17 protein-coding genes are annotated in these 18,760 nt (G+C 72.5%); 9 read left to right on the top strand and 8 right to left on the bottom strand.

All coding sequences use genetic code 11. From position 1 onward, the window contains the following. Window positions 1–9: 9 nt before the first annotated feature. Window positions 10–1,671 (top strand): cytochrome bc complex cytochrome b subunit, encoded by a 1,662-nt coding sequence (locus ABZ887_RS06895; RefSeq protein ID WP_361283763.1) that lies wholly within the window; start codon window positions 10–12, stop codon window positions 1,669–1,671. A gap of 69 nt (window positions 1,672–1,740) precedes the next feature. On the opposite strand, the gene ABZ887_RS06900 is transcribed toward ABZ887_RS06895, so the two are convergent. Further along, window positions 1,741–2,700, bottom strand: a complete 960-nt coding sequence (locus tag ABZ887_RS06900; RefSeq protein ID WP_361283766.1) for an acyl-CoA dehydrogenase family protein — start codon at window positions 2,698–2,700, stop codon at window positions 1,741–1,743. Window position 2,701: 1 nt separating this feature from the next. Further along, window positions 2,702–3,841 carry an acyl-CoA dehydrogenase family protein gene (locus ABZ887_RS06905; protein WP_361284600.1) on the bottom strand — a complete coding sequence of 380 codons (1,140 nt, stop codon included), beginning with the start codon at window positions 3,839–3,841 and terminating at the stop codon, window positions 2,702–2,704. A 53-nt stretch (window positions 3,842–3,894) separates the two neighbouring features. On the opposite strand from ABZ887_RS06905, the gene ABZ887_RS06910 reads away from it, so the two are divergent. From ABZ887_RS06910 to ABZ887_RS06920, 3 genes are read left to right on the top strand one after another with little or no spacing between them, the layout of a single operon-like run. Next, on the top strand, window positions 3,895–4,683 hold the full coding sequence (locus tag ABZ887_RS06910; RefSeq protein WP_361283769.1) for an SDR family oxidoreductase: 789 nt from the start codon (window positions 3,895–3,897) through the stop codon (window positions 4,681–4,683). Between the two features lie 15 nt (window positions 4,684–4,698). Beyond that, the gene (locus tag ABZ887_RS06915) at window positions 4,699–5,310 is read left to right on the top strand and encodes a TetR/AcrR family transcriptional regulator (RefSeq protein WP_361283772.1); all 612 of its coding nucleotides are present in this window, start codon (window positions 4,699–4,701) and stop codon (window positions 5,308–5,310) included. A gap of 46 nt (window positions 5,311–5,356) precedes the next feature. Next, window positions 5,357–6,514 carry an acetyl-CoA C-acetyltransferase gene (locus tag ABZ887_RS06920; RefSeq protein ID WP_361283775.1) on the top strand — a complete coding sequence of 386 codons (1,158 nt, stop codon included), beginning with the start codon at window positions 5,357–5,359 and terminating at the stop codon, window positions 6,512–6,514. Window positions 6,515–6,518: 4 nt separating this feature from the next. Here the strand turns inward: ABZ887_RS06920 and ABZ887_RS06925 are convergent, their stop codons facing one another. Genes ABZ887_RS06925 through ABZ887_RS06940 form a run of 4 tightly spaced genes read right to left on the bottom strand, consistent with a single transcriptional unit; the run spans window position 6,519 to window position 9,919 of the window. Continuing rightward, window positions 6,519–7,568 carry a nitronate monooxygenase gene (locus ABZ887_RS06925; RefSeq protein WP_361283778.1) on the bottom strand — a complete coding sequence of 350 codons (1,050 nt, stop codon included), beginning with the start codon at window positions 7,566–7,568 and terminating at the stop codon, window positions 6,519–6,521. Further along, complete coding sequence (locus ABZ887_RS06930; protein WP_361283781.1) at window positions 7,568–8,329, bottom strand: CoA-transferase; 762 nt, start codon at window positions 8,327–8,329, stop codon at window positions 7,568–7,570. Before ABZ887_RS06930 ends, ABZ887_RS06925 begins: the two co-directional genes overlap by 1 nt. Further along, window positions 8,326–9,174 carry a CoA-transferase gene (locus tag ABZ887_RS06935; protein WP_361283784.1) on the bottom strand — a complete coding sequence of 283 codons (849 nt, stop codon included), beginning with the start codon at window positions 9,172–9,174 and terminating at the stop codon, window positions 8,326–8,328. Before ABZ887_RS06935 ends, ABZ887_RS06930 begins: the two co-directional genes overlap by 4 nt. After that, a complete protein-coding gene (locus tag ABZ887_RS06940) occupies window positions 9,167–9,919 on the bottom strand; it encodes an enoyl-CoA hydratase family protein (RefSeq protein ID WP_361283787.1) in 753 nt (250 codons plus the stop codon). Before ABZ887_RS06940 ends, ABZ887_RS06935 begins: the two co-directional genes overlap by 8 nt. A gap of 101 nt (window positions 9,920–10,020) precedes the next feature. Between ABZ887_RS06940 and ABZ887_RS06945 the strand changes: the two genes are divergently transcribed. Then, window positions 10,021–10,815 (top strand): SDR family oxidoreductase, encoded by a 795-nt coding sequence (locus ABZ887_RS06945; RefSeq protein ID WP_361283790.1) that lies wholly within the window; start codon window positions 10,021–10,023, stop codon window positions 10,813–10,815. 1 nt (window position 10,816) lies between these two features. Then, the gene (locus ABZ887_RS06950; protein ID WP_361283793.1) at window positions 10,817–11,749 is read left to right on the top strand and encodes an SDR family oxidoreductase; all 933 of its coding nucleotides are present in this window, start codon (window positions 10,817–10,819) and stop codon (window positions 11,747–11,749) included. A gap of 51 nt (window positions 11,750–11,800) precedes the next feature. Here the strand turns inward: ABZ887_RS06950 and ABZ887_RS06955 are convergent, their stop codons facing one another. Together ABZ887_RS06955 and ABZ887_RS06960 are read right to left on the bottom strand one after the other, a co-directional pair. Then, complete coding sequence (locus ABZ887_RS06955; RefSeq protein ID WP_361283796.1) at window positions 11,801–12,691, bottom strand: hypothetical protein; 891 nt, start codon at window positions 12,689–12,691, stop codon at window positions 11,801–11,803. A 170-nt stretch (window positions 12,692–12,861) separates the two neighbouring features. After that, the gene (locus tag ABZ887_RS06960; RefSeq protein WP_361283799.1) at window positions 12,862–14,613 is read right to left on the bottom strand and encodes a beta-galactosidase family protein; all 1,752 of its coding nucleotides are present in this window, start codon (window positions 14,611–14,613) and stop codon (window positions 12,862–12,864) included. Window positions 14,614–14,720: 107 nt separating this feature from the next. On the opposite strand from ABZ887_RS06960, the gene ABZ887_RS06965 reads away from it, so the two are divergent. From ABZ887_RS06965 to pepN, 3 genes are all read left to right on the top strand, one after another. Further along, the gene (locus ABZ887_RS06965) at window positions 14,721–15,617 is read left to right on the top strand and encodes an AraC family transcriptional regulator (RefSeq protein ID WP_361284603.1); all 897 of its coding nucleotides are present in this window, start codon (window positions 14,721–14,723) and stop codon (window positions 15,615–15,617) included. Window positions 15,618–15,651: 34 nt separating this feature from the next. Further along, complete coding sequence (locus tag ABZ887_RS06970; protein ID WP_361283802.1) at window positions 15,652–16,002, top strand: chorismate mutase; 351 nt, start codon at window positions 15,652–15,654, stop codon at window positions 16,000–16,002. A 218-nt stretch (window positions 16,003–16,220) separates the two neighbouring features. After that, window positions 16,221–18,704, top strand: a complete 2,484-nt coding sequence (gene pepN, locus ABZ887_RS06975; RefSeq protein ID WP_361283805.1) for an aminopeptidase N — start codon at window positions 16,221–16,223, stop codon at window positions 18,702–18,704. The last annotated feature ends 56 nt before the right edge of the window (window positions 18,705–18,760 follow it).

Genomic DNA, 18,760 nt, shown 5'->3' on the forward strand with positions numbered 1-18,760 from the left:
ACGCGACGTATGGACGACGCGGCACGAACGGTGAACGGTCAGGCACGGGTGGGGAGTTCGGCACAGCGAGCGGAGCCGCCCGGCAAGGGTGAGAAGCTCGCGGACTGGGCCGACGGCCGACTGGGGATCTACGGCCTGGCCAAGGCGAACATGCGCAAGGTGTTCCCGGACCACTGGTCCTTCATGCTGGGCGAGATCTGCCTCTACAGCTTCCTCATCCTGATCCTCACGGGCATCTACCTCACCCTGTTCTTCGAGCCCAGCGGCGCCGAGGTCGTCTACCACGGCACCTACCAGCCGTTGAACGGCATCATCATGACCAAGGCGTACGAGTCGACGCTGCACATCAGCTTCGACGTGCGCGGCGGCCTGCTGATCCGGCAGATCCACCACTGGGCGGCGCTGGTCTTCGTGGCCGGCATGCTCGTCCACATGATGCGGGTGTTCTTCACCGGCGCCTTCCGCAAGCCCCGCGAGGTCAACTGGCTGTTCGGCTGGCTCCTGCTGTTCCTCGCCATCCTCACCGGCCTGACCGGCTACTCGCTCCCCGACGACCTGCTCTCCGGCACCGGCGTCCGGTTCGCCGACGGTGCGATCCTGTCGATCCCGATCGTCGGGTCGTACCTCTCGATGTTCCTGTTCGGCGGGGAGTTCCCGGGCCACGACATCATCTCGCGGTTCTTCCCGATCCACGTGCTCCTGCTGCCCGGGATCATGCTGGGCCTGGTCGTCGCCCACCTGATCCTGGTCTTTTACCACAAGCACACCCAGTACCCGGCGCCCGGACGCGACCAGAAGAGCGTGGTCGGCATGCCCTTCCTGCCGGTCTACATGGCCAAGGCCGGCGGTTTCTTCTTCCTCGTCTTCGGCGTCCTCGCGATCATCGGCGGCATCGCCACCATCAACCCGGTGTGGGCCTTCGGTCCCTACCGCCCCGACCTGGTGACGACCGGTGCCCAGCCCGACTGGTACCTCGGCTTCTCCGAGGGCCTGATCCGCGTGATGCCCGGCTGGGAGATCAACGCCTGGGGCCACACCCTGGAGCTGGGCGTCCTCATCCCCTTCTCGGCCTTCCCGCTCTTCCTCCTGGCCATCGGGATCTACCCGTTCATCGAGGCATGGATCACCGGCGACAAACGCGAGCACCACATCCTCGACCGCCCGCGCAACGTCCCCGTCCGCACCGCCCTCGGCGTGGCCTGGCTCAGCGAGTACTTCGTGCTGCTGATCGGCGGCGGCAACGACGTCGTGGCCACCCATCTCCATCTCTCCATCAACTCCATCACCTGGTTCGTCCGGATCTCCGTCCTCGTCGTCCCCGTCCTCGCCTTCATCGCCACCAAACGGATCTGCCTCGGCCTGCAGCGCCGGGACCGCGACAAGGTCCTGCACGGCAGGGAGACCGGCCTGATCAAACTGCTCCCGCACGGCGAGTACGTCGAGGTCCACGAACCCCTCAGCCAGGCCCACCTGTTCACCCTCACCCAGCACGAACAGAACCCGCCCTACGAACTGGGCCCGCTGGAGGACGCCAACGGCGTACGGCGCAAGGTCACCGTCGCCCAGCGGGTACGGGCGAGCCTGGCGAAGGGGATGTTCGGCCCCGACACCCACATCCCGAAGCCGACGAAGGAGGAGTACCGGGAGCTCACGAGCGGGGATCACCACTGAACGCCGCGAGCTGAAGCGCCCCTTCAGGGGCGCGGGGAACTGCGCGACCAGCCCCCACCGGTCCGCACCCTAAGGACGACCGAGAACCACCCTCCGACACTCCTCCGGAGCTCCCCAAGCACCCCGCAGCGCACGTGCCTTGGTCACCCACAACGACAGGTCGTACTCCGCCGCATAGCCGATCGCCCCATGCAGTTGCAGCGCGGCCCGCGCTGCCGCATACGCCGCCTCGCATGCGCTGAGCTTCGCCGCGGCCACATCCGACGGAGTCATCGTCGCCGCGGCCCCGAACACCAGCGGCCGCGCGAACTCCAGCGCGATCTTCACGTCGGCCAGCCGATGCCGGACCGCCTGGAACGACCCGACGGGCACGCCGAACTGAGTCCGCTGCTTCACGTACGCCACCGTTCTGTCGAGCAGGGCCAGGCCCACCCCCAGCGCCTGCGCTGCCGTGGCCAGCCGGGCCCAGGTCAGCGCCTCGGCCCACGGCGGCTCCGTGCTGAGCAGCTCACCGACGGGAACGAGCGGTGCGAGCCTGCGGGCGGGGTCCAGGGACCGGCGTACCGCCCCGGCGCCGGGGGACAGCCGCAGGCCCTCCGGCGTGGCCGCGAGCCGCACATCGGCCGCGTCCGCGTCCAGCGCGAACCCGTACCCGTGCTGCTCGAGCGCCACCGTCGCCATCGTCTCTCCCGACGCGATCCCCGGCAGGAACCGCTTGGCGAGGCTCTCGCCGTCATCGAGCAGCACGGCCGCCGCCGCCGTCTCCGCCAACGGCCCCGGCACCGCGAACCGTCCCAACTCGACGAATGCGACGGCGAGTTCGACCGGCCGGCGGCCCATCCCGCCGTACTCCTCCGGCACCGCGAGCCCGAACACCCCCGCCCCGCCGATACGACCCCACAAGGCCCGCCCGGCCGCATGCTCGCCGCGGCTCCAGTCCCGTACCACCGCCGGTGTGTCCGCTGCCGTCAGCAGCCCCCGCAGGGCGTCGGCGAAGTCCCGCTGCTCGGTGTCGAGGAGGAAACGCATGTCAGCGGCGTCCCTTCGGCAGGCCGAGCAGCCGCTCGGCGATGATGTCGCGCTGGATCTCGTTGGTGCCCGCGTAGACCGGACCGGCGAGGGAGAAGACATAGCCCTCCGACCACGGCGTGTCCGCCAGTTCGCCCTCGGCGCCCAGCAGATCGAGGGCCGTCTCGTGCAGCGCCAGGTCCAGCTCCGACCAGAACACCTTGTTCAGGCTGGACTCGGGGCCGAGCGACTCGCCGTCCAGGAAGCGGGCCGCGGCCGCGTAGGTGAACAGCTGGTACGCGCGGGCGCCGACGACCGCGTCGGCCACCCGGGACGCGGCGGACTCCGGTTCGCCCCGCGCCTGCCAGAGGTCCCGCAACCGGTCGGCGGCGGCCAGGAACCGCCCTGGTGAGCGCAGGGTCAGCCCCCGTTCGTTGCCCGCCGTGGACATCGCGATCCGCCAGCCCTGGCCCGGCTCGCCGATCACGTCCTCGTCGGGCACGAACACCTCGTCCAGGAACAGCTCCGCGAACGCCGGCTTCCCGTCGAGACGGCCGATCGGGCGCACGGTCACCCCCGGGGCGCGCAGGTCGAACATCAGGTAGGTGAGCCCCTGATGCGGCTTGGGCGGATGCGGTTCGCTGCGGAAGAGGCCGAACGCGCGGTCGGCGAAGGCCGCCCGGGACGACCAGGTCTTCTGGCCGGTCAGCAGCCAGCCGCCGGCCGTCCGCACGGCCCTGGAGGTGAGGGCGGCCAGGTCGGAACCGGCCCCGGGCTCGGACCACGCCTGCGCCCAGACCACCTCCCCGGTGGCCATCGGCGGCAGCACCCGCGCCCGCTGCTCCGGCGTCCCGTGCTCGAACAGGGTCGGCGCGAGCAGCGAGACGCCGTTCTGACCGACCCGGCCCGGCGCGCCCGCCGCCCAGTACTCCTCCTCGAAGACCAGCCAGCGCAGCAGCCCCGCGGCCCGGCCCCCGTACTCCTCGGGCCAGGACACCACCGACCAGCGGTCCGCGGCCAGTTCGGCCTCCCAGGCGCGGTGCGCCGCGAAGCCCTCTGCCGTCTCCAGGGAGGGGAGCGGGCGGGGTGGCACATGCGCCCGGAGCCAGGCGCGGGCCTCGGCGCGGAACTCCTCGTCGGCCGGGCTGTGGGTCAGGTCCACGGTCGCCGTCACCGTCCTTCCCTAACAAGTGTTTGGTAGGTTAGCGTGGGTCCATGACAGGCGTCGAGAGTCCGGAGTACGTGCCCGGGCACGGGCTGCTCGCGGGGCGCACCGCGGTCATCACGGCCGCGGCCGGGGCGGGGATCGGCGGGGCGACCGCGCGCCGCTTCCTGGAGGAGGGCGCCCGCGTGCTGATCAGCGACGCGCACGCGCGGCGGCTGAAGGAGTACGAGGCCGACCTGGCCGGCGAGCATCCGGGCGCCGTGACCGCCTTCCCGTGCGACGTGACCGACGAGGCCCAGGTGCAGGGGCTCTTCGACACCGCCGTGCGGGCCCACGGACGGCTGGACATCGTCGTCAACAACGCCGGTCTCGGCGGGACCTCGGCGCTCGTGGACATGGGCGACGAACAGTGGTCGCGGGTCCTCGACGTCACCCTCAACGGCACCTTCCGGTGCGTGCGCGCCGCCCTGCGGCTCTTCCGCGAGGGCGGACACGGCGGGGTGATCGTCAACAACTCCTCCGTCGTCGGCTGGCGGGCCCAGGCCGGGCAGGCCCACTACGCCGCCGCCAAGGCCGGGGTGATGGCCCTGACCCGGTGCGCGGCGATCGAGGCCGCCGAGTACGGGGTGCGGGTCAACGCGGTGGCACCGAGCCTCGCCATGCACCCGCACCTGGTGAAGGTCACGTCGGCCGAGCTGCTGGCGGAGCTCACCGCCCGCGAGGCCTTCGGGCGGTACGCCGAGCCGTGGGAGGTGGCCAACGCCATCGTCTTCCTGGTGTCCGGCTACTCCTCCTACCTCACCGGAGAGGTCCTCTCCGTCAGCAGCCAGCATCCGTAGGACGAGAATGTGCCCGTGCCGACCAAGAAGAAGCCCCAGGTGACCGCCGCGCCCGCCCGGCGGCGCGAACTCCTCGAAACCGCCGCCGAGGTCTTCGCCGAACAGGGCTACAACGCCACCACCGTGCGCAAGATCGCGGACCACGCGGGCATGCTCGCGGGCAGCCTCTACTACCACTTCGACTCCAAGGAGTCGATGCTGGAGGAGATCCTGCGGACCTTCCTCGACGAGCTCTGGGACGGCTACGACACCGTCCTGGACGCCGGACTCGGTCCCCGCGAGACCCTCGAAGCCCTGGTCACCGAGTCCTTCCGGGAGATCGACCGGCACCGTGCCGCCGTCGCCATCTACCAGAAGGAGAGCAAGCAGCTGGTCGCGCAGGAGCGGTTCGGCTTCCTCGCCGAGTCGCAGCGCAGGTTCGAGAAGGCGTGGCTGTCCACGCTGGAGCGCGGGGTCGCCGCGCGCGTCTTCCGCGCCGACCTCGACGTCCGCCTCACCTACCGGTTCGTGCGGGACACGGTGTGGGTCGCCGCCTCCTGGTACCGGCCCGGCGGGCAGCACAGCCCGGAGGAGATCGCCCGGCAGTACCTGTCGATGGTGCTGGACGGGATCGCCGTCCGCGAGTAGCTCACCCATTCGTTGAAAGCCCCTTTCTGCCGAGGGAGTTGCTGACATGGCCGAGGCCTACATCGTCGAAGCGGTGCGCACGCCGGTCGGGCGGCGCAAGGGCGGTCTGAGCGGGGTCCACCCGGCCGACCTGGGCGCCCATGTGCTGACCGCCCTGATGCAGCGGTCGGGCGTGGACCCGGCCGCCGTCGAGGACGTCGTCTTCGGCTGCCTCGACGCGGTGGGGCCGCAGGCCGGTGACATCGCCCGGACCTGCTGGCTGGCCGCCGGGCTGCCCGAGGAGGTGCCGGGTGTCACCGTCGACCGCCAGTGCGGCTCCTCGCAGCAGGCCGTGCACTTCGCCGCCCAGGCCGTCCTCTCCGGCACCCAGGACCTGGTGGTCGCCGGCGGCGTCCAGAACATGTCCCAGATCCCCATCGCCTTCGCCTCCCGCCAGGCCGCCGAGCCGCTCGGCCTGACCGACGGCCCCTTCCTGGGCAGCACCGGCTGGCGGGCCCGGTATGGCACCCGGCCCGTCAACCAGTTCGCCGGCGCCGAGATGATCGCCGCCAAGTGGGGCATCAGCCGCCAGGACCAGGAGGAGTTCGCCCTGCGCTCCCACCGGCGGGCCCTCAGCGCCATCGACGAGGGCCGCTTCGAACGGGAGACGGTCGCCTACGGCCCGGTCGCGGTGGACGAGGGGCCGCGCCGGGACACCTCCCTGGAGAAGATGGCCGCCCTCAAGCCGGTCCTCGACGGCGGCACCATCACCGCCGCCTGCTCCTCCCAGGTCTCCGACGGCGCCGCCGCCATGCTCCTCGCCTCCGAACGGGCGGTCCGCGAACACGGGCTGCGCCCCCGCGCCCGCGTCCACCACCTCTCCGTCCGCGGCGAGGACCCCATCCGGATGCTCTCCGCCCCGATCCCGGCCACCGCCCACGCCCTGAAGAAGACCGGCCTCACCATCGACGCCGTCGACCTGGTCGAGATCAATGAGGCCTTCGCCCCGGTCGTCCTCGCCTGGCTCAAGGAGACCGGCGCCGACCCCGCCAGGATCAACGTCAACGGCGGCGCGATAGCCCTCGGCCACCCCCTCGGCGCGACCGGCGTCAAACTGATGACGACCCTCCTGCACGAACTGGAACGCACCGACGGCCGGTACGGCCTCCAGACCATGTGCGAGGGCGGTGGGCAGGCGAACGTGACGATCATCGAGCGGCTGTGAGGCCTCACTTCAGGGCCATGAGCCGGTCCCGGGTCTCCTCCGCCTCCGCCATGATCCGGTCCACCAGTTCGGCGCACGACGGCAGGTCGTCGATCACCCCGGCGACCTGCCCGGACGCCATCACCCCCAGGTCCGTACGGCCGTCCACCATCGCCGATCTGAGGAGCATCGGCGTGTTCGCGGCCAGCAGGACCTGACTCCAGGACAGTTCCTTGCCGTGCCGCAGGGCCAGGCCGTCCCGGACCAGCTGCCGCCAGGTGAGCCCGGACAGCTTCCGGAACCCCGCCGCGCGCCGGATCGCGTGCAGCAGACTCCGGGCCCGGCCCGAACGCTCCAGCGCGGCCACCAGATCGGTCCGCAGCATCCGGTGCGGCAGACCGTCCACCGCCCTGGTCACCGTGACGTCCCTGACCGTCGCCGCCAGGTACCTCGCCTTCACCGCGTCCGGCACCGTCGAGTCCGAGGTGAGCAGGAACCGCGTGCCCATCGCGACCCCCGCCGCCCCGTACGCCAGCGCCGCCACCAGCCCCCGGCCGTCGAAGAACCCCCCGGCGGCCACCACCGGTATCCGCACCGCGTCCACCACCTGCGGCAGCAGCACGCTGGTCGCCACCTCGCCGGTGTGCCCGCCGCCCTCGCCGCCCTGCACGATCACCGCGTCCGCGCCCCACGCCGCCACCTTCTCGGCGTGCCGCCGCGCCCCGACGGACGGGATCACCACCACACCCGCCTCCTTGAGCTCGGCGATCAGCTCGGGGGAGGGGGCGAGCGCGAAGGACGCCACCCGCACACCCCCGTCGATGATCAGCCGGACCCGGTCGCCGGCGTCGGCCGCGTCCGCCCGCAGGTTCACCCCGAAGGGGGCGTCCGTACGGCACCGCACCTCGGCTATCGCGGCCCGCAGCCGGTCCAGGGTCATGGTCGCGGACGCCAGGATGCCGAGGGCTCCCGCGTTGGCCGTGGCCGAGACCAGGCGGGGGCCCGCCACCCAGCCCATCCCCGTCTGCACGATCGGATGCCGGACCCCGACCAGCCGGGTCAGTGCGGTGTCCATCACCCGGCGACCTCCTTCGTCCGCGCGCCGGCCGGATCGAGCACCTCGCGGATCAGCCGCAGCTCCACCGCGCTCGGTTCGCGGGTGTACGGCACCTCCTCCGGGACGGCGAGCTCGAAGTCCGTCGCCTCCCGCACCTGGTCGACGCTCACCCCCGGATGCAGTGCGGCCAGCCGCATCGAGCGGTCGGGGGTCTCGAAGTCGAGGACACCGAGGTCGGTGACGACCCGGGGGATGCGGTGGAAGCGTTCCGTGCCCGGGTGCCGGGCCACCCGGTCGTACCCCACCCCGCACACCATGTCGACCTTCGCCACGAACACCCGCCGGGAGTGCTTCGGGACCCAGTAACTCGTCGGGTTGTTCAGGGTGTTGAGAGTCGCTCCGCGCACCCCCAGCAGCTGGCGGCGGGGCCGGGACCAGTCGCCGATGCAGGAGATGTTCTGGTTGCCGTAGCGGTCGAGCTGGCTCGCGCCCATCATCACGTGCCGCCGCCCGCCGGCCACCAGGGCGAGGTGCTGCCGGTAGGGCAGCCAGCCCTCGGGCGTCCCGTCCGGGCGGACCAGCAGGGCCTCCCCGTCGGTGAGCAGCAGGTCCGGTGCGAAGGTCAGCCGGGCCAGGCGTGCGCCCAGGGAGGGGATCAGGCCCATCGGGCTCGCCAGGATCTCGCCCGAGCCGCGCCAGGCCTCGGCGCAGGCGACCACGCAGTACTCGGAGCGCAGTACGTCCCTGGGCAGTACGTCCCCGCGCGGTGTGTCCGTCACCTCTGCCCCTCCTGCCAGTTCCGCACCGCCGACCGGTACGCCTGCTCGTCCCCGGCCAGGAACCGCCCGGAGAAATCCGCCCACGGCGTCGCCGCGTACAGCCGCTGGAACTCCTCGTCCCGCCCGTAGTCGGGCGCGCAGGACGTGAAGTGGGCCCCGCCCGGCGCCTCCACCACCCCTGTCACGTTCAGCCGTTTGACGAGCAGCGACTGCGGGGCCGCCTCCTTCGTCAGCTCGGCCGTGTCCACGATCCGTTCGCAGGAGACGTAGGCCGCGTCCGCCGCCTCGCAGAACAGGTCGTCGAAGTACGGGTCCGGGCCCAGGTACTGCCCGTTGCCCAGCCGGTCGGCACGGTTGACGTGGACCAGCGCCGCGTCCAGGTGCAGGGCGGGCATCGCCACGAACGTCTCCCCGTCGTCGTACGGCGAAGTGACCGTCCGAAGGCCGGGGTTGACCCGCATGACGTCCGAGCCGATCCCGGCCCGGACCGGCAGGAAGGGCAGGCGGTTCGCCGCCGCGTGCAGGCCCCACATGAACATGCCCTCGTCGACCTCCATCAGCTCGAACGCCCCGCGCTCGCGTGCCGCGCGGTAGTGCGGTTCGAGCGGGACGGAGTCGAGGGTGACGAAGGTCGTCACCAGTTTGCGCACCCGGCCGGCCGCGCACAGCATCCCGACGTCCGGACCGCCGTACGAGACCAGGGTGAGATCGTCGATACCGCTCCGGAGCACTGCTCTGACCAGGGACATCGGCTTGCGCCGGGAACCCCAGCCGCCGATGCCGAGGGTCATGCCGCTGGTCAGCCGGGCGACGGCCTCGTCGGCGGTCATCGTCTTGTCAGTCACTGCCGGCACCCTCCTTCCCGAAGGTGTCACGGACCCGGTCGGCCACCCCGCTGAGGGCGGCCTCGAAGGTGAAGCCCTGTTCGAAGCGGTAACTCCGCCGCACGTCGACGGGGTCGATGCCGTTGATGGCGGCCTTGGCGAGGCGCAGCAGCCGGCCGTCCTTGGCGGCTATCTCCCGCGCCAGCTCCAGTGCCGCGGAGCCGAGCTCCTCGCGGGGCACCACCCGCCACACCGAGCCGTGCGCGTGCAGCTCGGCGGCGGTCGCCGTGCGCGAGGTGTAGTACAGCGTCCGCATCAGATGCGGCGGGACCAGACGGGCCAGATGGGTGGCCGCGCCCAGGGCGCCACGGTCCAGCTCCGGCAGCCCGAAGGCGGCGTCCTCGCTCGCCACGATCGCGTCCGCGTTGCCCACCAGGCCTATCCCGCCGCCCAGACAGAAACCGTGTACCGCGGCCACCACCGGGGTCTCGCACTCGTACACCGCCGCGAAGGCCTCCGCACAGCCCCGGTTGGCGCCGAGCAGCGCCTCGTGCCCGTCCGCCTGTATCTCCTTGATGTCCACGCCCGCGTTGAAGCCCCGGCCTCGCGCGGTCAGCACGACGCACCGGGTCCCGGGGTCGCGGCCCGCCGCGCGCACCGCGTCCGCCAGGGCGAACCAGCCGTGCACCGGCAGTGCGTTCACCGGCGGGTGGTCGACCGTGACGAGCGCGATTCCCTTTTCCGGACACGAGGTGGAGACACCCATGGACGCATCAGCTACCTTCGCACTCAGCTACCTTTCCACCAAACATTTGTTAGGTGTGAGACTTCGAAGCTAGCAGTCGGCGCTGACAAGCGGGAGGCCCTGTGGACAACTCGCCGAGCGGCAGGACCGTGGTCGTCACCGGCGGTACCAGGGGGGTGGGCGCCGGGATCGCACGGGCCTTCGCCGAGGCCGGGGCCCATGTCGTGGCCTGTGCCCGTCGACCGCCCGAACACCACCTCGAAGGCGTCGAGTTCACCCCTCTCGACCTGCGAGACCCACTCGCCGTACGCGCCTTCTTCGACGCCCTGCCCCGCCTCGACGTGCTCGTCAACAACGCGGGCGGCACCCCCTACCGGCGGCTCGCCGACGCGGACCCCGAGCGGCACGCCCGGGTGATCGAGCTGAACCTCGTCACCCCGCTGACCGCCTCCCTCGCCGCGTACGAGCAGCTCCGGCGGGCCCGGGGAGCGGTGGTGATGATCGGCAGTGTCAGCGGCCGCCGCCCCTCCCCGGGCTCCGCCGCCTACGGCGCGGCCAAGGCGGGTCTGGAGAGCCTCGCCCGGTCCATGGCGGTGGAGTGGGCGCCGGAGGTGCGCGTCAACACCCTCGTGGTCGGCATGGTCCGCACCGAGCTGGCCCATCTCCACTACGGCGGCCCGGCAGGCGTCGACGCCGTCTCCCGGACCGTCCCGCTCGGCCGCCTCGCCGCCCCGTCCGACGTCGGCGCCGCCGCCGTCTTCCTCGCCTCCGACGCGGCCGCCTACATCAGCGGGGCGAGTCTGCTCGTGCACGGGGGCGGGGAGCGGCCGCCCTTCCTGGACGCGGCGACTGCCGGCGACCCGTTCGACAAGCCGTCCGAGATGCCGTCCGACAAGGCATCCGACAAGGAGGACTGAGATGAGCGGAATCTGCGCGGGCCGGGTCGTGGTCGTCACCGGCGCCGGGCGCGGGCTCGGCCGGGCCCACGCGCTGGCCTTCGCCGCCGAGGGCGCCCGGGTCGTCGTCAACGACCTCGGCGTCGGCCTCGACGGCGTGCCGGGTGCGGGTGGCCCGGACGGCCCGGACGGTCCCGCCAGTCCCGCCCAGGCCGTCGTGGCCGAGATCCGGGCGGCCGGCGGCGAGGCGGTGGCGCACGGCGGCGACATCGCGACGGACGCCGGTGCCGCGTCCCTGGTGGCGGCGGCCCTGGACGCGTACGGCCGGCTGGACACCCTCGTCAACAACGCCGGATTCCTGCGCGACCGCATGCTGGTCAACCTCGCCGAGGACGACTGGGACGCGGTCATGCGGGTCCATCTGAAGGGCCACTTCCTGCCGCTGCGGCACGCGGCCGCGCACTGGCGGGCCGAGACCAAGGCGGGCCGTCCCCCGGTCGCCCGCATCGTCAACACCAGCAGCGGCGCGGGCCTGCTGGGCTCGGTCGGGCAGGGCAACTACAGCGCGGCCAAGGCCGGCATCATCGGTCTCACCCTGGTCGCGGCGGCCGAACTCGCCCGCTACGGCGTCCAGGTCAACGCCATCGCCCCGGCCGCCCGCACCCGGATGACGGAGCGCGCCTTCGCCGGGACCATGGCCGTCCCCGACGCCGGCTTCGACGCCATGGCCCCCGAGAACGTCTCCCCGCTCGTCGTCTGGCTCGGCTCCGCCGCGAGCGCCGGCGTCACCGGGCGGGTGTTCGAGACGGAGGGCGGCAGGATCGCCGTCATGGAGGGGTGGCGGCCCGGTCCGACCGCCGACAAGGGCGCCCGGTGGACCCCGGCGGAGGCGGGGGAGACGGCACTGAAACTGCTGGCCGAGGCGACGGCTCCGGGGGCGGTGTACGGGGCGTGAGGCCGGGGGCAGGGGGAGGGCAGGGGCCAGGCCAGGGGCAGGGGCCGGGGTCTAGGTGTCGCACTCCAGTACCGTCCGGCACAGCGAGCACCGGGCCCGGACCCGGCCCCGTACCGGCACCCTGATCCGCTGGTGGCAGGTCGGGCACGGGAACGAGACCCGCAGCCGGCCCCCGCCGTCGGGGGTGAAGGCGTAGGGGGCGCCGGGCTGCGGGCGCGGCGTGGTGGGGGCGTGGCGGCGGTCGCGGGCGTAGCGGCGGCGGCCCGCCCAGCCGGCCGCGCTGAGCGGCGGCTGTTCCTCGTCCTGGCGGGCCCGGGTCATGCCCTTCTGGTACGCCGTGTAGGCCTGCGGGCTGGTGAACCACACCGAGGGGTCCTCGTGGAAGACGAGGGAGCGCTTGGCCAGCACGTAGCCGAACTCCTCCGGGGTGAGGTAGCCGAGCTTCTGGGACGCCTCGCCGTGCTCCCGGTAGGCGTCCAGGAGCAGCCAGCCGGCCCCCAGGTAGGTGGTCGCCGTGTCCGTCAGGATCTCGTTCTCCCGGATGCTCGGGAAGGACAGGTCCAGGCGGTGCAGGTACACGTGCATCACCTCGTGGGCGAGGGCCGCGCCGATGTCCCTGCGGTGGGTGCGGAAGCGGTCGTTCAGCTCGACGAAGTACTCGGGGCCCGCGGTCAGTTCGACGTTCGCCGCGTGCGTCATGTCCTTGAAGCCGACGATCATGCGGGCGTCGGGGAGGTGGAAGTGCCGGACGATCTCGCGGGCGACGCGCTGCGAGCCGAGGTGGAGGTCGTCGGTGTCGCAGAATGCGACGTCGGCGGGGAGGACGCTGGTGGCGAAGGTCTGGACGGTGTCGTACGACAGGCGCCGGTACAACGCCGTGATGGCGGCCCGCACGGTGTCCAGGTGCGGGTAGCCGTGTTCCACCGGGCCGCCGTTCGCCACGTCCCTTACCCCCACAGACGCCGCTGGAGCTGTCTTTCACAGTATGCGGGGGATGGGGAGAATCGGGGGGCGGAAGGTTGTTCGATGTCTGCGGGGCGGTGGGGGCTGATCGCGCAGTTCCTCCCCCAGCCTTCGGCCGGGGGTACCCCCAGCGCCCCTGAAGGGGCGCGTCAAACGGGGCGCATTCTTGCAACGCCTCCGTTCGTGCCCTGGAGCTCCAGGATCCAGACCTCGTTCTCGCCCTCCTGCAGGACCGGGCCCGGGACGTACAGCGACTCCTGTGGGCCCGTCGACCAGTACCGGCCCAGGTTGAAGCCGTTGATCCAGACGAAGCCCCGGGTCCAGCCGGGGAGTTCCAGACGGGCGTCGCCGGCCCCCTGAACCGTCACCGTGCCCTGGTACAGGCCCGTCGCGCCCTCCTCCGGAAGCGGGCCGAAAGGCACCGCGTCCACGCCCCCCTCGAACGCGTCCAGATCGAGCCCCCTCGCGCGTACCCCGTGCAGGAACTGGCGCTCGTGCAGGATGCCCCCGGTGATGCCCTTCGGCTCGCCGGAGCGGGGGCCGTAGTTGACGCGGCCCAGGGACTCCACCCAGAGCTCCACGCGCGCGGGGCCGGCGAGCGGCTTCTTGAGCTGGGGTTCCTCCTCGGTGAGGACCCCGGCCCGCTCGCCGTCGACGTAGACGACCGCGAGGTCGCGCAGGCCCCGCGCGGTGAGCGGGTACGGTCGGCGCGGGCCCGGTACGTCCACCTCGTAGCGGACCAGGCCCCGGGCGATGTCCAGCTCCTCGAAGGTGGGCGGGACCGGGTGGACCCGTTCGGGGGTGCCGAGCGCCTCCAGGACGGTGGGCAGCGGTGCCCAGGCGGTCAGCTCCACGTCCGTCGTCGACGCCAACGAGTCGGGTGCCGGGGGCGGTTCGGGCAGCGGGTCGGCGTTGTACGCGGCGAGGACCTCGCGGAAGCGCCAGAACTTCTCCGTGGGACGGCCGTACTCGTCGATCGGCGCGTCGTAGTCGTACGACGTCACGTCCGCCTCCAGCGGGCCCTCGTGCAGCTCGCCGCCGGGGCGGTTGGCGCCCGCCCAGCCGGCGAAGTTGGTGCCGCCGTGCGCCATGTACACGTTGACCGACGCCTCGCACTCCAGGATCTCCCGCAGCGCCGCCGCCGCGTCCCCGGCGTCCCGGACGACGTGCTCGCCGCCCCAGTGGTCGAACCAGCCGCACCAGAACTCCATGCACATCAGCGGGCCGTGCGGCTGGTGGCGGCGCAGGGTCTCGAAGGCCTCGCGCGCGTGCGAGCCGAAGTTGACCGTCGCGAGCAGCCCGGGGACCGAGCCGCCGGTGAGCATGTGGTCCTCGGGACCGTCCGAGGTGACCAGCGGCACCGTGACACCCTCGGTCCTGAGCAGGCCGGTGAGGTGGTCCAGGTAGGCGGCGTCGGAGCCGTAGCTGCCGTACTCGTTCTCGACCTGGACCATGATCACCGGGCCGCCCCGGTCCAGCTGCCGGGAGGTGACCTCGGGCAGCAGTCGGCGGAACCAGCGGTCCACGTACCCGAGGAAACGCTCGTCACGCGTGCGTGCCCGCGCGCCCAGCTCGCCCGTCACCCAGTGCGGCAGGCCGCCGTTCTCCCACTCCGCGCAGATGTACGGCCCCGGCCGCACGATCGCCCACAGGCCGGCCTCCCGGGCCGCGTCCAGGAACCGGCCGAGGGCCCCGACGTCCCGGAAGGCGCCGGGGTGCGGCTCGTGCAGGTTCCACGGGACGTACGTCTCCACGCAGTTCAGCCCCATGGCGCGCAGCATCGCCAGCCTGTGGCCCCACTGGTCCTCGTGCACCCGGAAGTAGTGCAGCGCGCCGGACAGCAGCCGCACCGGCCGCCCGTCCAGCAGGAAATCCGTTTCGCCCACCGTGAAGTCGCTCATACGCTCACCTTGGCCTGCTGGCGTGCGCCGACACCATGGACAAAGATCGGCAGCACTTGGACGGAAGAGACGCACGGAAGGGGCGCGCAGTGCCCGGAGGAGCGCCGATCTTCCGCACCTGGATGCGGTTCTTCACACCCGGCGCCGTCCACCACCGCCTCGGCCTGGTCTGTCTCGGTGTCGGCCTCCAGTACGGCGCGGTGCCCGCCGTCGGCCCGCGCGTGCTCGACGGGCACGTCGCCGTGGTGATCAGCTCGGGCCGGGGCTGGTACCGGACGCCCGACGGGCGCCGCACCAGCGTCACGGCCCCCGCGCTGGTGTGGCTCACGCCCGGCGTCCCGCACCACTACGGACCCGATCCGGACAGCGGCTGGGACGAGGCCTTCGTGACCTTCACCGGCCCCGACACCGCGACCTACACGGAACTCGGCTACATCGAGCCCGAGCGGCCCGTGGTGCCGCTGGCGGACGCCTCCGGCCCCCGGGACGTCATCGCCCGCATCGCCCGGGCCGCCCGCCACGGCAACCCCCTCCTGGAGGTCGAGACCGGCGCCGCCGTGCACGAGCTCCTCGTCGCCCTGCGTCGCGCGCGTGCCGACCTCGCTCCCGACGGCGACCCGGTGCTGCACGCGCTCGCCCGGGACGCCTGCACCGGGATGACCGTCGCCGACCACGCGGCCCGGCACGGCATGACCCCGGCCGAGCTGCGCACCGCGGTCCGCCGGGTCGCCGGGTGCAGCCCCAAGGACTATCTGATCGGCATCCGGCTCGGCCGCGCCCAGGAACTCCTCGCCACCACCGAACTGTCCGTCGCCGCCGTCGCCCGCCGCGTCGGCTACGACGATCCGGCCTACTTCTCGCGCCTGTTCACCCGCCGGGTCGGCGCCGCCCCCGTGCGCTTCCGGGCCCAGCAGAGCCGCGCGGTGCCCGACGACTGGAACGAGGGACTCCAGGAGGACGGCGAACCGGGTCCGCCGGTGGCCGAACCCGTCGACGGCCCTTAGGGATCGACAGGCAGCCCCCTTAGGGTTGACGCCCATGACCACCAGCAACACCGCCACCGGTTACGTCGACCCCGCCGTCCGCGAGGAGCTCGGCCGGCTGCGCGACAGCATCGACAACATCGACGCGGCCGTCGTCCACATGCTCGCCGAACGCTTCAAGGCCACCCAGCAGGTCGGGCGCCTGAAGGCGGTCCACCGGCTGCCCCCGGCCGACCCGGCCCGCGAGGCCCGGCAGATCGCCCGGCTGCGCGCCCTCGCCGAGAACGCCAAGCTCGACCCCGCCTTCGCCGAGAAGTTCCTGAACTTCATCATCGCCGAGGTGATCAGGCACCACGAGTCCATCGCCGAGGACGCCGTCAACAGCCGGCAGACGGACGGGCACTGACCCGGGCAACCCGCCGTACGCCTCGAAGAGCCTCCGGCACCGCCGGGCGACCCCCGTGCGGTGACGAGGCGCTCGAACCGGTGCTCCAGGCGCAGAGCGGCGCCCGCCAGGTCCGGCCCGGGTCCGCCTCGTGCGACCCCACGACCCCGGGACGGACATAAGCCGCATACCGCTCCCGCCCCTGTGCGATGTCAGTGTCATCGGGCAGCATGGCCCGCATGTCCGTACTGACTCGCGACGAAGCGCAGAGCCGCGCCGAGCTCCTCGACGTCCACCGCTACACGATCGACCTCGACCTGACCACCGGGGACGAGACCTTCGACTCCCGCACCGTGATCAGGTTCACGGCCCGATCCGACGGCGACACGTTCGTCGAGATGAAGCCCGTCGAACTGCGCGCCGTCACCCTCGACGGACAGCCCCTCGACCCCGGGACACTGGACCAGGACCGGCTGCCCCTGAAGAACCTCACCGCGGGCGAGCACGAGCTGCGCGTCGAGGCCACCATGCGCTACTCGCGCACCGGCGAGGGCATGCACCGCTTCACGGACCCCTCGGACGACGCGACGTACGTCTACACCCAGCTCTTCATGGACGACGTGCAGCGCGTCTTCGCCGCCTTCGACCAGCCCGACCTGAAGGCCGTCTTCGAGCTGTCCGTGACCGCCCCCGAGGGCTGGACGGTGCTCGCCAACGGCGTCACCGAGCACCTCGGCGAGGGCCGCTGGCGGGCCGCCGCCACCCCGCTGATCTCCACCTACCTGGTCGCCGTCGCCGCCGGACCCTGGCACTCCGTGCGCACCGAGCACCGCGGACTGCCCTTCGGCATCCACTGCCGCCGCTCCCTCGCACCCCACCTCGACGCCGACGCCGAGGAGATCCTCGACATCACGCGCGCGTGCTACGACCGCTACCACGAGAAGTTCGAGGAGCCCTACCCCTTCGACTCCTACGACCAGGCGTTCGTCCCCGAGTTCAACGCCGGCGCCATGGAGAACCCGGGGCTGGTCACCTTCCGCGACGAGTTCGTCTACCGCTCCGCCGTCACCGACACCGAGCGGCAGACCCGCGCCATGGTCATCGCCCACGAGATGGCCCACATGTGGTTCGGCGACCTCGTCACCCTCAGGTGGTGGGACGACATCTGGCTGAACGAGTCGTTCGCCGAGTACATGGGCTACCAGACCCTCACCGAGGCCACCCGCTTCACCGACACCTGGGTCGACTTCGGGGTGGCCCGCAAGGCCTGGGGCTACGACGCCGACCAGCGCCCCTCCACCCACCCAGTGGCCCCGGAGGCCGTCGACGACACCGCCGCCGCCCTGCTCAACTTCGACGGCATCTCCTACGCCAAGGGCGCCTCCGCGCTGCGCCAGCTGGTCGCCTGGATGGGCGAGAAGGACTTCCTGGCCGGCATCAACATCCACTTCCAGCGGCACCGGTTCGGCAACGCCACCCTCGCGGACTTCATCGACTCCCTCGCCTCCGCCACCGAACGCGACGTGCACGCCTGGGCCGACACCTGGCTGCGCACCACCGGCGTCGACACCCTCACCCCGGTCCTGGCCACCGCCGCCGACGGCACCCGCACCCTCACCGTCGAGCGCACCGGCAGCCGCCCGCACCGCATCTGCGTCGGCGTCTACGACCAGGACCTCGCCGACGAGGGCCGGCTCACCCTGCGCGAGCGCATCGACCTCGACATCCCGCAGACCGCCCCCCAGGCCCTGGGCAAGCGCCCCGCCCTGCTCGTGCTCAACGAGGGCGACCTGACCTACGCCAAGGTCCGCTTCGACGCCGGGTCCGCCGAGACCGTCCGGGCCCACCTGTCGGGCCTGCCCGACCCGCTGACCCGCGCGGTGGTGTGGAACGCCCTGCGGGACGCCGTCCGCGACGGGGAACTCCCGCCCGCCGCCTACCTGGAGGCCGCCCGCGCCCACCTCCCGCACGAGACCGACCTCGCCCTCGTCCAGGGCGTGCTGGGCTTCATCGCTGCCCACGTCGTCGACCGCTACCTCGGGCCCGAGGACCGCGCGGCCGCCCTCGCCACCGTCTCCGCCCTGTGCCGCGACCTCATCCGGCGCACCGAGGACGGCGACAACCCCGGGCTGCGCCTGATCGCCGTACGGCACTTCATCGCCGCCGCCGCCCATCCCGACACCATCGCCGCCTGGCTCGCCGAGGGCACCGTGCCCGGCGGCCCGGAGCTCGATCCCGAGCTGCGCTGGCGCGTCCTGGGCCGGCTCGCCGTCCTCGGCGCCGTCGACGAGGACCGGATCGCCGCCGAGCTGGCCCGCGACCCCAGCGCCAGCGGCCAGGAGGGCGCCGCCCGCTGCCGGGCCGCGCTGCCCGACCCCGAGGCCAAGCGCACCGCCTGGGAGGCGATGTTCAGCGGCGACGAGCTGTCCAACTACCTGTTCACGGCCACCGCCGAGGGCTTCTGGCATCCCGAACAGGCCGACCTGGTCCGCGACTACGTGCCGCGCTACTACCGGGACGCCGTCGCCGTCGCCGCCCGGCGCGGTCCCCGCATCGCCACGGTCACCGGTCGGCAGGCCTTCCCCGGCCACGCCGTCGACGCCGAGAACCTCGCCCTGGGCCGGGCCTGCCTGGACGAGGCCGAGCCGGTCACGGCCCTGCGCCGCCGCCTGATCGACGAACTGGACGACCTGGAAAGGGCGTTGCGAGTCCGCGAGGCATAGGGCCGCCGCGGACGCAGGACGACGCGGGCGCGGCTGGTTCCCGGCGACGAATGCGG

Origin of the sequence: Streptomyces sp. NPDC047061, from assembly GCF_040643955.1 — a bacterium.
Taxonomy (GTDB): Bacteria; Actinomycetota; Actinomycetes; order Streptomycetales; family Streptomycetaceae; genus Streptomyces.